Consider the following 14,202-nt stretch of genomic DNA (forward strand, 5'->3'; position numbering starts at 1 on the left):
TTCCGGCTTCTCTGGCGACGAGGTGGCCGTCCGATACGCCTGGCCACCGCAGGCGTATCGGCGGTAGCTCTCGCTGTCACCGGCACCGGTATCGGATTGGCACAGACTGAATTGTTCGGGACCGACCAGGTGGGCCAGACCACCGACAACGGCCTGGTCATCTCCTCCGACCAGTACCTCGCCCCCTACGGCGACCGTATGGTCATCAACAACGGCAAGATCATGTCCTCCGCGATCAGCCCCGACGGCACGCACATGGCGGCGTCGATCACCGACGGCGGAATGGCGCTGTCCATCGTGGACCTGAAGAGCTACAAGGTTCAGCAGCTCATCGGTAACAACGCCGGTGCGAACCTGCGTATCCCGGGTAACGACATCGGGCAGGAAGGCCCGACGTACTCACCCGACGGCAAGTCGCTGTGGCTGGGCCAGGCCGACGGGTACCGCAAGTTCACCGTGAACGCCGACGGAACGCTGGCGAACCCGACGTTCGTGCCCATCCCCCGGGTCGACGGCAAGCGCGCACTGGTGGCCGAGGCGGTGTTCTCGGCCGACGGCTCGACGGTGTTCTCGGCGGTCAACGGCCAGAACCGCGTCGTGGCGATCGACGTCGCGACCGGTGCCATCACGCAGAGCTGGAACGTGGGCAACGCCCCGCGTGACATGCTCCTCGTCGGCGGCAAGCTGTACGTCAGCAACGAGGGCGGCCGTCCGGCCCAGCCGGGCGAGACGACGATGAACTCCTACGGCACCCAGGTGCCGGCCAACGGGGACACCGGCGCCTCCACCACCGGTACCCTGAGCGTCATCGACGTCGTCCACCCGGCCGCCACGCCGGGCAGCATCGACGTGGGTCTGCACCCGACCGCGCTGTACGCGAAGAACGGCGCGCTGTTCGTCACCAACACGGCATCGGACACCGTGTCGGTCATCGACATGGCCAGCGACAAGGTGATCCAGACCATCGCGACGCAGCCGTGGCCGGAGGCCTCGGTGGGTTACGAGCCGACCGCGGTGACCCTGACCAACGATGGTCACCTCCTGGTGACGCTGGGCCGCGCTAACGCGATCGCGGTGTACAAGTACGCCAACCCGGTGGAGCCGGTCAGCTACGTGGGTCTGCTGCCGACGGACTACTTCCCGTCGGAGATCGCCCAGGTCGGCAACGACATCGTCGTGACGAACACCCGTGGTATCGACGCCCGCCGCTCGACAACCAACCAGCACCACACACACGACACCACCTCGAGCCTGATGCACTTCACGCTGCCCAGCGATGACGTGATCAAGAGCGAAACCGGCAAGGTGTTCACCCAGAACGGCTGGCGCGGCAACTCGCTGGCCAAGGCGGACAACACCGGCAACGTGCCGCCGGTCCCGGTTCCGGTCAAGCTCGGTGACCCCTCGACGATCAAGTACGTGTACTGGGTCGTCAAGGAGAACCGCACCTACGACCAGATGTTCGGGGACATGCCGCAGGGCAACGGTGACCCGTCCCTGGCCTCCTACGGTGAGAAGGTCACGCCGAACAACCACGCACTGGCCCGCCAGTTCGGTCTGTACGACAACATCTACGACACCGGCACCAACTCCGCCGAGGGGCACAGCTGGGTGACGCAGGCGGACAGCCCGGAGTACACCGAGTCGACCGCGGGTGAGTACATCCGTAGCTACGACACGGAGGACGACGTGCTGGGGCACCAGCGGTCCGGCTTCATCTGGACCGGTGCCAAGGCCGCCGGCAAGACCGTCAAGAACTACGGCGAGTTCCAGAACTTCGAGCAGAAGCCGCCGGGCGCGACCTGGCAGAAGTACTGGTGCGACGGGAAGAACATGGCTGCGACCGGGCAGCCCAGCGCCTACCCGATCAAGGTCGGTTCGGCGATCCCGTCGCTGAACGAGGTGTCCGTGCCGGGCTTCCCGAAATACGACCTGAATGTTCCGGACGTCTACAAGTACGAGGTCTGGAAGCAGGACTTCGAGAAGAACGGTCCTGCCAACCTCAACATGATGTGGCTGTCCAACGACCACACCGGTGGCCCGGCCAGCGCCCCGGCTCAGGTCGCGGACAACGACCTCGCGCTCGGCAAGCTCGTGGACACGATCTCGCACAGCAAGTACTGGCCCGAGACCGCCATCTTCGTGGTCGAGGACGACTCGCAGGCCGCTGCCGACCACGTCGACGGCCACCGCGCGCCGGTCCAGATCATCAGCCCGTGGGCCAACCACGGCGTGGTGGACAGCCACTACGGCAGCCAGATCACCATGCTCCGCACCGTGGAGCAGATCCTCGGCATCCAGCCGATGAACCAGAAGGACACCGCGGCGTCGCCGATGCGTCAGGCGTTCACCCCGCACGCCGACTTCACGCCGTACAACGCGGTGCCCAACCAGGTGCCGCTGACCGACGGTCTGAAGACGATGCCCGAGTGTGGCGCGGACGTCCCGGCCCAGCCGGCTCTGACGACCACTGCGGTGCCCGCGGACAAGCAGCAACTCGCGGCGCAGTGGGCCGACTGGAAGGCCCAGCAGCACGCGAACGGGACGGCCGACAAGGTCGACGCGTTCAACCCCGCGCAGCTGAACCACCTCGGCTGGTACGAGGCGACCGGCTGGGAGAAGCCGTTCCCGGGTGAGGACAAGTTCTACGCTCCGGCCGACGTGCCGGGTGCGGCGATTCCGTCCCGGGACTCCGACGGCTGACGCAGGTCGATCCAGTTACCAGGTCCCCTGCCCGGCTTCCAGCCGGGCAGGGAGCCGATCTGTGGCCCGAATTCAGTACTACCGAGGGAGACTGTCTTGACAGCACCGATGTCCCGCCGCGACGTCCTCCGTGCTGGCGCCGCGGGCGTGTTCAGCATCGTGGTCGCCGGCAGTGTGGAGGCGATCGCCGCGCCCGCCGCTTCGGCGATGACCCGACGGGTCGCTGGCTACGGCCCCCTGGTCCCGGACCCAGCCGGCATTCTGTCGCTGCCAGAAGGATTCTCGTACAAGATCGTGGCCGAGAGCGGCGTCACCAAGCTGGAGTCCGGTGAGCCGACCCCGTCCGACCCCGACGGTACCGCCGTTTTCGAGGGTGATGGGCAGCTGGTGCTCATCAACAACCATGAGGTCGGTGGCAGCGAGCCGTACCGGGTGCCCACCGTGGACGGCCTGACCTTCGACCCGGGCGCAGGAGGCGGCACCACCAACATCGTCGTGGACAACGAGGGCAACCGGGTCAACGAGTACGTCAGTCTGGCCGGCACCCACAACAACTGCGCCGGTGGCCGCACGCCGTGGGACACCTGGATCACCTGCGAGGAGACCGAGCAGCGCGCCGGCGGCGCCTTCCTGCACGATCACGGCTGGTGCTTCGAGGTCGACGCCTTCGACCGCGACGCCAACCTGAACCCGGTGCCGCTGAAGTTCCTCGGCCGTTTCTCGCACGAGGCGATCAGCCTCGACCCGGCCGACAACCGCATCTACCTCACCGAGGACGCCGGCAGCCCGAACGGCCTCTACTACCGGTGGACCCCGCCGACCGGTTTCACCGGCGGCAAGGGTGCTCTGCGCAAGCTGGCGCTCTCCGAGGGCGGCGACACCGCTGGCACCCTGGAAGCGATGGTCTGTTACGCGGGCGCCAAGCGGATCATCGACCTGTCGGAGGCCACCGGGACCGGTACCCGCTACGACGTGAAGTGGGTCGAGGTCCCGGACCGGCTCGCCACAGCGGCCTCGATCCGCAAGCAGTTCGGCGCGGGTGAGGTCACCTCCAGCCGCAAGCTCGAGGGCGCCTACTACGGCGACGGCGGCCACTACTTCGTCGCCAGCTTCGCCCGGGCGACCGACGGCAGCGTCAACGAGCACGACGGCCAGGTGTGGTTCTACGACCCGGCCACCGAAACCGTCACCTTGAAGACCATCTTCAAGGTGAACCCGAACCCCGACGAGGACACCAACTTCGACGGCCCCGACAACATCGTCGTCGACCCGAACGGTGGCCTGATCCTCGCCGAGGACGGCGAGGGCATCCAGCACCTCGTCGGTATCACCAAGCAGGGCGACAGCTACCCGATGGCGCGCAACGAGGTGAGCGTCGACAAGGAGTTCACTGGCCCGACCTTCACCGAGGACGGCCGCCTGCTGTTCGCCAACATCCAGTCGCCGGGCCACGTCTTCGCGATCACCGGCCCGTTCCACGCCCCGGGCACCCCGTCGAACGCGGGCGGCCCCCGCGCCTGACGGCTCCACTGCGACACCGCGCCGTGAACCTCGGGCACGGCGCGGTGTTTGCCCACGCATCGCGGTCATCCGCGGTTCACTCCCCCGCCCCGAGGAGGAAACCCGCGCCCCTCAAGATCGCTGTGAACAGGGTGCAGCAGGCGTACGGCGTCCGACCCGCGCTCAGCGCCGCGGCGCGTTCCCGAAGCCCGAGTCGCGCGCGAAGTCGAGCAGCGCCCGGCCCCGATCGGTCAGCCGAACGGTCTCCGGCCAGACCGCCTTCACCCGGATCGGCGGCACTGCCGGCCGGATCTCCTTGACCACCACGGGTAATCCCTCGTAGGACTGGCCGACCACGGGCCGCTGGATCAGGATCGCGTACCCCATCCCACGCGCGACCAGCGAACGGGTCAGCTCGAAGTCCGACGCGCGCAGGGCCACCTCCGGCTCCACACCTGCGCGATCGAAGAGGTTCATGGTGTGCTGCGCCGCCGGCGGCACGTCGAGCAGGATCATCGGTTCGTCCTCCACCTCCCGCAACGACACCGTCGGCCGGTTCGCCAGGCGATGGCCGGCCGGCAGGAGGACGTAGGCCAGGGCCTCGTAGAGCACCACGGAGTTCAGGCCCGTTGGGAGGTTCAGGTCGTACACCACCGCCAGCTCGAGCTCACCCGCGAGCAACCGGTTCGGCAGTTCCTCCTGGCTGCCTTCCAGCACCCGCACCTGCACCTTCGGATGGTTGTCGGCGAACCACTCCAGCAGCGGGGGCACCACGGTGGGCGCGACGGTGGAATAGCAGCCGATCACCAGGGGACCGTTGAGCTCCCGTCCCCCGCTGGCGACGTTGAGCTCCAGATCGTCGGCCTGGCGCAGCAGGTCCGCGGCGCGGGAGTGCAGGTAGCTCCCGGACGGCGTCAACGACACTCCGTGGGCTTTGCGACGCACCACTAGTTGCGTGCCGAAAACCCTTTCCAGTCCGGTGAGTGCTGATGCGACCGCCGTGGGCGAGACGTGCAACCCGCTCGCGGCGCTCGAGATCGAACCTGTTTCCGCGACAGCGACGAAGTACGTCAACTGCCGAAGCGTGTACTTGGCCACCACAGCCTCTCGGATCGATCCACATGGGCCAGTCCGGAAACACTACTCAGTAGTGGATATATCAAACAACTTTGAAGTTTACATGCGATGAACCACTCTGCCAGGCTTGCTGGCGATCCTCGAGGAAGTGGAGGCAGTCAACGTTGACTTCCTCCCAGCCCTGAAGGACCGGGATTCCCATCGAGCTCGCGCTCGATAGTTCCTGCTTCGTCGCCGGTTGCCCCGTCCGGGAGGTTTCCCATTGAGGTCTCACCCCAGCTCCACAGGCCGACACCGCCAGCCCGGCACCGCAACCAGCTCCTCCCCGGCCTGAAAGCCGGGGTTTCCGCCGATTGGAGATCTGATGACGCGCACTGTCGACCCGGCTCAGGCCCGCCCGATCCCGGTCGCGGACTGGGTCACCATCCCGGAGCTGCACGCCGATCCCTACCCCGCCTACCGGCGGATGCGTGCCGAAGCGCCCGTGCACTGGGTTCCCGCGGTGAACCGGTACATGGTGACCGACTACGCCGCCTGCCACACCATCGAGCAGGACCAGGAGAGGTTCTCGGCCGACGAGTCCCACTCGCTGATGAAGCGGGCGATGGGACACAACATGCTCCGCAAGGACGACCCCGCGCACGACGTCGAGCGCAAGTCCTACGGCGGGGTGCTCCGGCCGAACGCGATCAAGCGGCACTGGAACGCGGTCTTCGAGCAGAACTGCGCGAAGTACCTGGAGCGACTGGAGAAGTCCGGTCCCGGCGCCGATCTCATCGCCGAGTTCGCCGCGCCCTACGCCGCCGAGAACCTGCGACTCGTCATGGGTTTCCGGAACGCCACGCAAGACGCCCTGCAGCGCTGGTCGCAAACCATGATGGACGGGACCGGGAACTACGCCGACGACCCGGACGTGTGGGCCAAGTCCGAGCAGTCATCTCGCGAGGTCGACGAAGCGATCGACGAGATGCTGCCATACCTGCGGGAGAATCCCGACCACAGCCTGCTGTCCGGACTGGCCCACCTGCCGATCCCCCTGGAAGCGGTCCGCGCCAACCTGAAGATGACCATCGGCGGCGGCTTCAACGAGCCGCGGGATGCGCTGGGCACGACGGTGTGGGCGTTGCTGTCCAATCCGGACCAGCTCTCGCAGGTGCTGACCGAACCGTCGCTGTGGTCCACCGCGTTCGAGGAGTCCATCCGCTGGGTCGCTCCCATCGGCATGTACCCCCGTGAGTCCACTCAGGACACCGTTCTCGAAGGCGTTCTGGTGCCGAAGGGCGCCCGGCTCGGCGTGGTCGTGGGCGCCGCCAACCGGGACCCGAAGGTCTTCGACGCCCCGGAGAGCTACGACATCAACCGCACCAAGCAACCGCACCTCGCCTTCGGCGGCGGAAGCCACTTCTGCGCCGGTGCCTGGGTCGCCCGCGCCTCCGTCGTGGGTGTCGCCATGCCGCGCCTGTTCGAGGCGCTGCCGAACCTGCGTCTGGACCCGGATGCACCGGCGCGAGCCGGCGGCTGGGTGTTCCGCGGCGTGCTCCAGCTCCCGGTTCGGTGGGACCGCAGGTGACCGCAGCCGGTTTCTCGAGCACCAGGCAGGACGACGGAGGAGAACTTCCCATGGCAAAGGTGAACTTCCACCACCAGGACGGCGCGGTGGACGCCATCGAGGCGGAGTCCGGAACCAGCATCATGCGGGCCGCGGTGAGCAACGGCGTCCGCGGCATCATCGGGGAATGCGGTGGTCAGGCCATGTGCGCGACCTGCCACGTGTACGTCCGCGAGCCGTTCCTCGACGGCCTGCCGGAGATCGGCGAGGACGAGGAGGAGATGCTCGAGTGCACTGCTGCACCCCGCGATGAGCAGCGCAGCCGGCTGGGCTGCCAGATCACGCTCGGCCTGAACGCGGAGCAGATCGACGTCGACGTCCCCGCTGGTCAGGTGTGACCGATGTCCACACCAGATCGCGTCGTCATCGTCGGTGCCGGACTGGGCGGGCTCCAAGTCGCCGATTCGCTGCGTGCTGCGGGTTGCGCAGGTGCCATCACCGTCGTGGGCGAAGAGGACGACCCGCCATACCAGCGCCCGCCCCTGTCGAAGGACTACCTGCGTCCCGACGGTGAACCCGCACCACTACCGATCCGCGCCGCGGACCACTTCACCGGGCTGGACGTCGACGTGCGAATCGGGTTGCGCGCCACGGCCATCGATCGGGCGAGGCGCGAGGTGGTCCTCAACAGCGGCGCTGTCCTGCCGTACTCCCACCTGGTGCTGGCCACGGGGTCGGCCAACCGGAGGCTGCCCGTCCCGGGCGGCGACCTCGACGGCATCCACCACCTGCGCACGCTGGCCGAGGCGCGCGCCGTCCGCGCAGATCTCGAACGAACCCGCTCCGCAGTGGTGGTCGGGGCGGGGTTCATCGGGCTTGAATTCGCCGCGGCGGCCCACAAACGCGGTCTCGACGTCACGGTGCTCGAATCGGCGGAACGACCGATGGGACGAGTGCTGTCCGCGCCGCTGTCGGACTTCGTGGCGGACGCGCACCGACGAGCGGGCATCGATCTGCGGGTCGGCGAAGGCGTCGAGTCGTTCCAGGGCCGCAACGGCCGGGTCGCGGCGGTGGTCAGCTCGCTCGGCCGGCGGTATCCAGCCGACCTCGTCCTGGTGGGCGTCGGCGTCACGCCGCGCGCGGAACTCGCCGAGCAGGCGGGGCTCTCGGTGGACGACGGCGTGGTCGTCGACGCCTCGCTGCGAACCGACGACGAGCGCATCTACGCGATCGGCGACTGCGCCAACTTCCCCAGCCACCACCTCGGGGTGCGGAACCGGCTGGAATCCGTGCAGAACGCCACCGACCAGGCCCGGCACGTCGCCCGCGTGATTCTCGACCGGCCTGCCCCCTACCGGGACGTACCGTGGTTCTGGAGCAACCAGGGAGATCTGCGGTTGCAGATCGCCGGACTCGGGCTACCCGGCGACCAGAACGTCCTCCGCGGCGAGGTCGACACCGGGAGGTGCTCGGTGTTCCGGTTCCGCGACGGCAGGCTGGCCGCGGTCGAATCCGCCAACCAGCCCGCTGACCACGTGGCCGCCCGCCGTCTGCTGGCGAAGGGTCTGCCGCTCGATCCGGAACAGGCAGGTGATCCGGCATTCGACCTAAAGGCCTACGCCAAGCAGGAGGCCAACATCGCGGCGGGCGGGGGTGAGCCCTCAACCACCTGACGTCGCCCGGCGAGAGCCGCAAACCGGGAAACCACAGTTTCAATTGAAACTGTGGTTTCCCGGTGCTCAACTGCCGACGGGCTGCCGCTGGGCGTTGAAGATGCCTGCGAAGAAGGCCGTCAGCTCCTCCGTGGCGTCCAGGGGGAGGACGTTCGCGACGTAGTGGTCCGGGCGCACTACGACCAGGGCGCCATCTCGATCGATGCCGCGTGCCTCGAAGATGTCGTCCTTCGGGTCGGCGGCGTACACCTTCTCGTAGTCGACGATGTCGAACGGGCCTACCTTCGGCAGGTACGCGCGCGGCACGGCCACGAGGTCGACGCCGGTGTGTTCCTGCTGGTAGATGACCTTGACGTCGAACCACGCGTCGAGGTCACCGTTCTTCGGCGTGTACTCGAGCACCGGCGATTCCGGTGAGCCGGCGATCCACTCGGCGAAGTCGGTCGCCTTCGAGCGCTGCCCCGCGGCCGGCCGGTCGGCGAACGCGTAGATCCGCCAGCGCCCGTCGGCGCGGTGGTGGTGGCCCAGGTGCACCGGGTTGGCGTCGCAGACCCTCGTGACCGCGTTGGACTTGAAGCGCTTGCCGACCGGGAATCCGCTTGCGAGGTGCTGGTGCGCGGCCGTGCCGACGATCATCGACGGCTGGTACTGCGTCATCAGCCCGGCGGGGAACTCGGCCGTCTTGACGTAGAAGTCCTCCAGTTCGGAGGGATCGTCCAGCTCCTCGGGCTTGGCCGCCATCAGGCTCGACCAGTGCTTGTCGAAGTCGATCAGGTTCTGCGCGATCACCTGGCGTTCCGCGGAGTAGGTGTCGAGCAGCGCCTCGGGAGCTCGTCCTTCGAGCACGTGCGCGACTTTCCAGGCAATGTTCCAGCCGTCCTGCATCGACACGTTCATGCCCTGCCCCGCCTTGGCGCTGTGGGTGTGGCAGGCATCACCGGTGATGAACACCCGCGGACTGCGGATGCCCACCAGCGCCTCCGGCACGTCGTCGAACTTCGCGGCGAGCCGGTGCCCCACCTCGTACACGCTGCGCCAGCAGACGTGCTTCACCGTCACCGTGTACGGGTGCATGATCACGTTAGTGCGGGCCTCGACCTCTTCCTGCGTGGTGTTGCGCACCGCTCCGTTGTCGTCCTCGGAGACCTCGCCCAGGTCGACGTACATCCGGAACAGGTGGTTGCCCTCGCGCGGGATGTGCAGGATGCTGCCGCCGTCGTGCGACTGGATGGCGCACTTGGTGCGGATGTCCGGGAAGTCGGTCTCGGCCAGCACGTCCATCACGCCCCAGGCGTGGTTGGCCTGGTCGCCCACGAGTTCACGGCCGATCGACTCGCGCACCTTGCTGCGCGCGCCATCGCAGCCGATCACGTACTTGGCCCGGACCTTCCGTTCCGCGCCCTCGTCCTCCCCCGCGCTGCGGCGCAGGGTGACCGCGACCGGGTACTCCCCTTCCTCGACGATGTCGAGGGTGACGAACTCGTAGCCGTAGTCCGGCACCAGCCGGGTCGGCGCGTTGCGCGCCACCTCGGCGAAGTGGTCGAGCACGCGGGCTTGGTTGACGATCAGGTGGGGGAACTCGCTGATCCCGACCGGGTCGTCGGGAGCGCGCGCGGCTCGCACGATGTTCTCCGGGTTCTCCGGATCCGGTTTCCAGAAGGCCATTTCGGTGATCCGGTAGGCCTCTTCGATGATGCGGTTGGCGAAGCCGAACGCCTGGAACGTCTCCACGCTGCGGGCCTGGATGCCGTCGGCCTGCCCGACCTCCAGGCGACCGGGACGGCGGTCGATGATGCGCGTGACGATGCCGGGGAACTGCGCCAGCTGGGCGGCGGCGATCATCCCGGCCGGGCCGCTGCCCACGATGAGGACGTCGACCTCGTCCGGGAGCTCCTCGGGCCGGTCCACGCCAACACCCGCGGGCGGCTGGATGCGGGGATCGCCGGAAACGTACCCGTGGTGGTGAAACTGCACGGTTCCTCCTCACGTCGTTGTGGGTTCCTCGTGTTCAGGACTGCACAGGGGAGATCACGCGTGCAGTTCGGCGGGAAGTTCGCCGCTCACAACGAGTTTCCGAGCTTGAATCCCGCCGCCACGTCGTCCTTGCGGGTGTAGGAGAACCCGTCGGCGCCGACCGTCACGGCCATCTCGCTGGCGTCCGTGCGCTCCCGCACCGGCTGCGGGTTGCCGTCGAGGTCGAGGACCGGCGACGCCTCGGTGTACCAGGACGGCACGACCGGGTTGCCCCACCAGTCCCGGCGCTGGTTGTCGTGGACGTCCCAGGTGACGACCGGGTTGTCCGGGTCACCGGTGTAGTAGTCCTGGGTGTAGATCTCGACCCGGTGCCCGTCGGGGTCACGGATGTAGAGGTAGAAGGCGTTGGACACGCCGTGCCGTCCGGGACCGCGCTCGATGACGTCGGACTTGCGCAATGCGCCGAGCTTGTCGCAGATGGCGAGGATGTTGTGCTTCTCGTGGGTGGCGAAGGCGATGTGGTGCAGCCGCGGCCCGTCGCCACCGGTGAGCGCGGTGTCGTGCACGGTCGACTTGCGCCGCAACCACGCCGCGTAGGTGGTGCCCTCCTCGTCCTTGATGTCCTCGGTGACCCGGAAACCGAGTTCCTCCAGGTATTCCCGGCCCTTCGGCACGTCCGGGGTCACCTGGTTGAAGTGGTCGAGGCGCACCAGCGCGCCCGGGTTGTGCAGGTCGTAGCGCCAGGCCAGCCGCTCGACGTGGTCGACCTCGTAGAAGAACTCGTACGGGAAGCCCAGCGGATCGGTGACCCGGACCGCATCACCGATGCCCTTGACGAAACCGCCTTCGCGGCGTTCGGTGCGGCAACCCCTTGCAGCGAACCACTTCTCGGCCCGATCCACGTCCTCCGGGGTGCGGACGCGGAAGGCGAACGCCGCCGCGGCGGCCACCGGTCCCTTGCGCAGCACCAGGTTGTGGTGGATGAACTCCTCGAACGAGCGGAGGTAGATCGCCTCGTCGTCCTCCTCGGTGACCACCAGACCGAGCGTGTCCACGTAGAACTCCCGGGACGCCGCGAGGTCGGTGACCACCAGGTCGAGGTAGGCGCAGCGGACGATATCGGGCGGGGTGAGTTCTGATGCAGCCGAGACACTCATCGTTGAACGTTCCTTCGCATGCGAGACGCCGTGTCAGGCGCCGAACTTGGGGGTGTGGACGGGCGCCAGCGAGATGTGCACGGCCTGCTGGTCGGAGTAGAAGTCCAGCGAGCGGTAACCGCCCTCGTGCCCCAGACCGGAGGCCTTGACGCCGCCGAACGGCGTGCGCAGGTCGCGGACGTTGTGCGAGTTCAGCCAGACCATGCCGGCGTCGATGCGCTGCCCGAAGTTGTGCGCACGCTCGAGGTTCGAGGTCCACACGTAGGCCGCCAGCCCGTACTTGACGGCGTTGGCCAGCTCGAGCGCTTCCTCGTCGCTGTCGAACGGGGTGATCGCCACGACCGGGCCGAAGATCTCCTCCTGGAAGATCCGTGCGGTCGGTGGCACGTCCACGAACACCGTCGGCTGCACGTAGTTGCCCGACTCGAGGCCCTCCGGACGACCGCCACCGGCAGCCAGCACGGCCTCGGTCTTGCCGATCTCGATGTAACCGGTGACCTTCTCATAGTGCTCGGGGTGCACCAGCGCGCCGACCTCGGTGGCGGGGTCGTGCGGGTTGCCCACCTTGATGTTCTTCGCCCGCTCGACGTAGCGCCGGACGAACTCGTCGTAGACGGGCCGCTCCACCAGGATCCGGCTGCCTGCCGTGCAGCGCTCACCGTTGAGCGAGAAGACGCCGAACACCGTCGAGTCGATCGCGGCATCGAGATCGGCGTCGGCGAACACCACGGCGGGGCTCTTGCCGCCGAGCTCCATCGACAGCGCCTTCAGCGTCGGTGCGGCGTTGGCGAAGATCAGCGCGCCGGTCGCCGATTCCCCGGTGAACGAGATCAGCTGGACGTCCTCGTGCTTGACCAGCGCGTCACCGGCCTCTTCGCCGATGCCGTTGACCAGGTTGAACACGCCGTCCGGCACCCCTGCCTCGCGGAAGATCTCCGGCCACAGGCTGGCCGACAGCGGGGTGAACTCGGCCGGCTTGAGCACCACGGTGCAGCCCGAGGCCAGCGCCGGGGCGAGCTTCCAGCTCTCCAGCATGAACGGCGTGTTCCACGGGGTGATCAACCCGGCCACGCCCTTGGGCTTGCGGTTGACGTAGTTGACCTGCTTGCCCGGAACCTTGTAGGTGTCGTCGGCCTGCGCCACGATCAGGTCGGCGAAGAACCGGAAGTTCTCCGCGGCCCGCCGCGCCTGCCCGAGCGCCTGGGTGATCGGCAGTCCGGAGTCGAAGGTCTCCCACTCGGCCAGCCGCTCGTCGCGGGACTCGACGATGTCGGCGATCCGGTTGAGGATCCGGGCCCGCTCCCTCGGCAGCATCCGCGGCCACGGCCCCTCGTCGAAGGCCTTGCGCGCTGACGTGACGGCGCGATCGACGTCGGCCTGCTTGCCGGCCGCGGCCTCGAGGTAGTTCTGGTTGGACACCGGGTCCAGGACGTCGAACGTGGCGCCGTCCAGGCTGTCGACGAACTCGCCGTCGACGAAGTGCTGGAGCCGCTTCGGCAGGTTCTGCGGCACGTGCAGGTCAGTCATGATCATTCCCCTCCAGTAGCGCGGGCGGCGATGGTGTCGTCCTCGTCGACCGGCGAAAGCTGTTCCGCGCCTTCGGCGAGCAGCGCGCGGATCTTGTCCTGGCCCGGTTCGGTCGGCGCGATCAGCGGCGGGCGGACGTGACCGGAGTTGATCAGGCCGCGCTGCTGGAGCACCCACTTGACCGGCGCCGGGTTGGTCTCGACGAAGATCAGGTCCACCAGCGGGTGCAGGCCGTAGTGGATGTCCAGCGCCTCGTCCAGCCGCCCGGCATGGAAGGCGTCGTACATCTTCTTCGTCGCCGCGGGCGCGATGTTGGCCGTGGCGCTGACGAAACCGGTGCCACCGAGGGCCAGCAGCGGCAGGCACAGCAGCTCGATGCCGGACCAGACCAGCAGATCGCGACCGGCCGCCTTGATCACCCGGGAGAAGTGCTCGAAGTCCTTGGTCGTTTCCTTGATCCCGACGAAGTTCGGCGCGTCGCGGTGCAGCCGGGCGACGGTCTCCGGCGCGATCTCCACCGCGGTCCGGCTCGGCACGTTGTAGGCGATGATCGGCAGATCTGGGTATTCGGCGGCGACTGTCTTGTACCAGACGTACAGCGCTTCCTGGGTGGGCCGCGCGTAATACGGCGTGATGACCAGCGCGGCGTCCACGCCCGCGTCGTAGGCCGCGCCGGTGAGCTCGATGGTCTCGTCGAGCTTGGCCGAGCCGGTACCCGGCACGACCGGGGCCCGGCCATCGACGGTCTTGAGCACCGTGCGGATCGCATCCGCCCGCTCCGCGATCGTCTGCGCGCTCGGCTCACCGGTCGAGCCGCCGATGGAGATCCCGTCGGAGCCCTGCTTGAGCTGCCAGTCGACGAGGTTCGCCAGCGACGCGTGGTCGACTTCGCCGTCGGCGGTGAACGGGGTGACCACCGGCGCGATCGATCCGGTCAGTTCCTCGGGACGGGTGCGCCAGGCACCCGGAGCGTTGCTCATCTAGATCCTCCTGCTAGTAAGGAGTTGTTGCTGAAGGGCTTGCGTGACGGTGCGGGTAGCGG

The 14,202-nt window shown here is 67.9% G+C and carries 10 protein-coding genes; 5 read left to right on the plus strand and 5 right to left on the minus strand.

Translation table 11 applies throughout. The features are described 5' to 3' along the window. Positions 1 to 129: 129 nt before the first annotated feature. Both ACWCO2_RS26070 and ACWCO2_RS26075 read left to right on the plus strand, forming a co-directional pair. Complete coding sequence (locus tag ACWCO2_RS26070; protein WP_450130399.1) at positions 130 to 2,703, plus strand: phosphoesterase; 2,574 nt, start codon at positions 130 to 132, stop codon at positions 2,701 to 2,703. Positions 2,704 to 2,799: 96 nt separating this feature from the next. Beyond that, positions 2,800 to 4,224 (plus strand): alkaline phosphatase PhoX, encoded by a 1,425-nt coding sequence (locus tag ACWCO2_RS26075; protein WP_450130400.1) that lies wholly within the window; start codon positions 2,800 to 2,802, stop codon positions 4,222 to 4,224. A gap of 162 nt (positions 4,225 to 4,386) precedes the next feature. Here the strand turns inward: ACWCO2_RS26075 and ACWCO2_RS26080 are convergent, their stop codons facing one another. Further along, the gene (locus ACWCO2_RS26080; protein ID WP_450130401.1) at positions 4,387 to 5,304 is read right to left on the minus strand and encodes a LysR family transcriptional regulator; all 918 of its coding nucleotides are present in this window, start codon (positions 5,302 to 5,304) and stop codon (positions 4,387 to 4,389) included. Positions 5,305 to 5,644: 340 nt separating this feature from the next. Between ACWCO2_RS26080 and ACWCO2_RS26085 the strand changes: the two genes are divergently transcribed. The 3 genes from ACWCO2_RS26085 to ACWCO2_RS26095 are packed head-to-tail and all read left to right on the plus strand — an operon-like array spanning position 5,645 to position 8,502. Next, complete coding sequence (locus ACWCO2_RS26085) at positions 5,645 to 6,850, plus strand: cytochrome P450 (protein ID WP_450130402.1); 1,206 nt, start codon at positions 5,645 to 5,647, stop codon at positions 6,848 to 6,850. A 50-nt stretch (positions 6,851 to 6,900) separates the two neighbouring features. Then, positions 6,901 to 7,227: a 2Fe-2S iron-sulfur cluster-binding protein gene (locus tag ACWCO2_RS26090; RefSeq protein WP_450130403.1), complete on the plus strand. Its 327-nt coding sequence runs from the start codon at positions 6,901 to 6,903 to the stop codon at positions 7,225 to 7,227. Between the two features lie 3 nt (positions 7,228 to 7,230). After that, on the plus strand, positions 7,231 to 8,502 hold the full coding sequence (locus ACWCO2_RS26095; RefSeq protein WP_450130404.1) for an NAD(P)/FAD-dependent oxidoreductase: 1,272 nt from the start codon (positions 7,231 to 7,233) through the stop codon (positions 8,500 to 8,502). A gap of 66 nt (positions 8,503 to 8,568) precedes the next feature. On the opposite strand, the gene ACWCO2_RS26100 is transcribed toward ACWCO2_RS26095, so the two are convergent. From ACWCO2_RS26100 to dapA, 4 genes are all read right to left on the minus strand, one after another. After that, entirely contained in the window at positions 8,569 to 10,476 is a 1,908-nt protein-coding gene (locus tag ACWCO2_RS26100; protein WP_450130405.1) for an FAD-binding monooxygenase, read from the minus strand. An 86-nt stretch (positions 10,477 to 10,562) separates the two neighbouring features. Beyond that, complete coding sequence (gene hpaD / locus ACWCO2_RS26105; protein ID WP_450130406.1) at positions 10,563 to 11,633, minus strand: 3,4-dihydroxyphenylacetate 2,3-dioxygenase; 1,071 nt, start codon at positions 11,631 to 11,633, stop codon at positions 10,563 to 10,565. 33 nt (positions 11,634 to 11,666) lie between these two features. Further along, the gene (gene hpaE, locus ACWCO2_RS26110; protein ID WP_450130407.1) at positions 11,667 to 13,160 is read right to left on the minus strand and encodes a 5-carboxymethyl-2-hydroxymuconate semialdehyde dehydrogenase; all 1,494 of its coding nucleotides are present in this window, start codon (positions 13,158 to 13,160) and stop codon (positions 11,667 to 11,669) included. Positions 13,161 to 13,162: 2 nt separating this feature from the next. Continuing rightward, entirely contained in the window at positions 13,163 to 14,140 is a 978-nt protein-coding gene (dapA, locus tag ACWCO2_RS26115; RefSeq protein WP_450130408.1) for a 4-hydroxy-tetrahydrodipicolinate synthase, read from the minus strand. Positions 14,141 to 14,202 lie beyond the last annotated feature (62 nt).

The organism is Saccharopolyspora sp. NPDC002376 (assembly GCF_053593195.1).

Excerpts from the sequence above, each read along its gene's own strand:
- dapA (WP_450130408.1), bottom strand. The coding sequence starts at position 14,140 with ATGAGCAACGCTCCGGGTGCCTGGCGCACCCGTCCCGAGGAACTGACC.
- hpaE (WP_450130407.1), bottom strand. The coding sequence starts at position 13,160 with ATGACTGACCTGCACGTGCCGCAGAACCTGCCGAAGCGGCTCCAGCAC.
- hpaD (WP_450130406.1), bottom strand. The coding sequence starts at position 11,633 with ATGAGTGTCTCGGCTGCATCAGAACTCACCCCGCCCGATATCGTCCGC.
- ACWCO2_RS26095 (WP_450130404.1), top strand. The coding sequence starts at position 7,231 with ATGTCCACACCAGATCGCGTCGTCATCGTCGGTGCCGGACTGGGCGGG.
- ACWCO2_RS26090 (WP_450130403.1), top strand. The coding sequence starts at position 6,901 with ATGGCAAAGGTGAACTTCCACCACCAGGACGGCGCGGTGGACGCCATC.
- ACWCO2_RS26085 (WP_450130402.1), top strand. The coding sequence starts at position 5,645 with ATGACGCGCACTGTCGACCCGGCTCAGGCCCGCCCGATCCCGGTCGCG.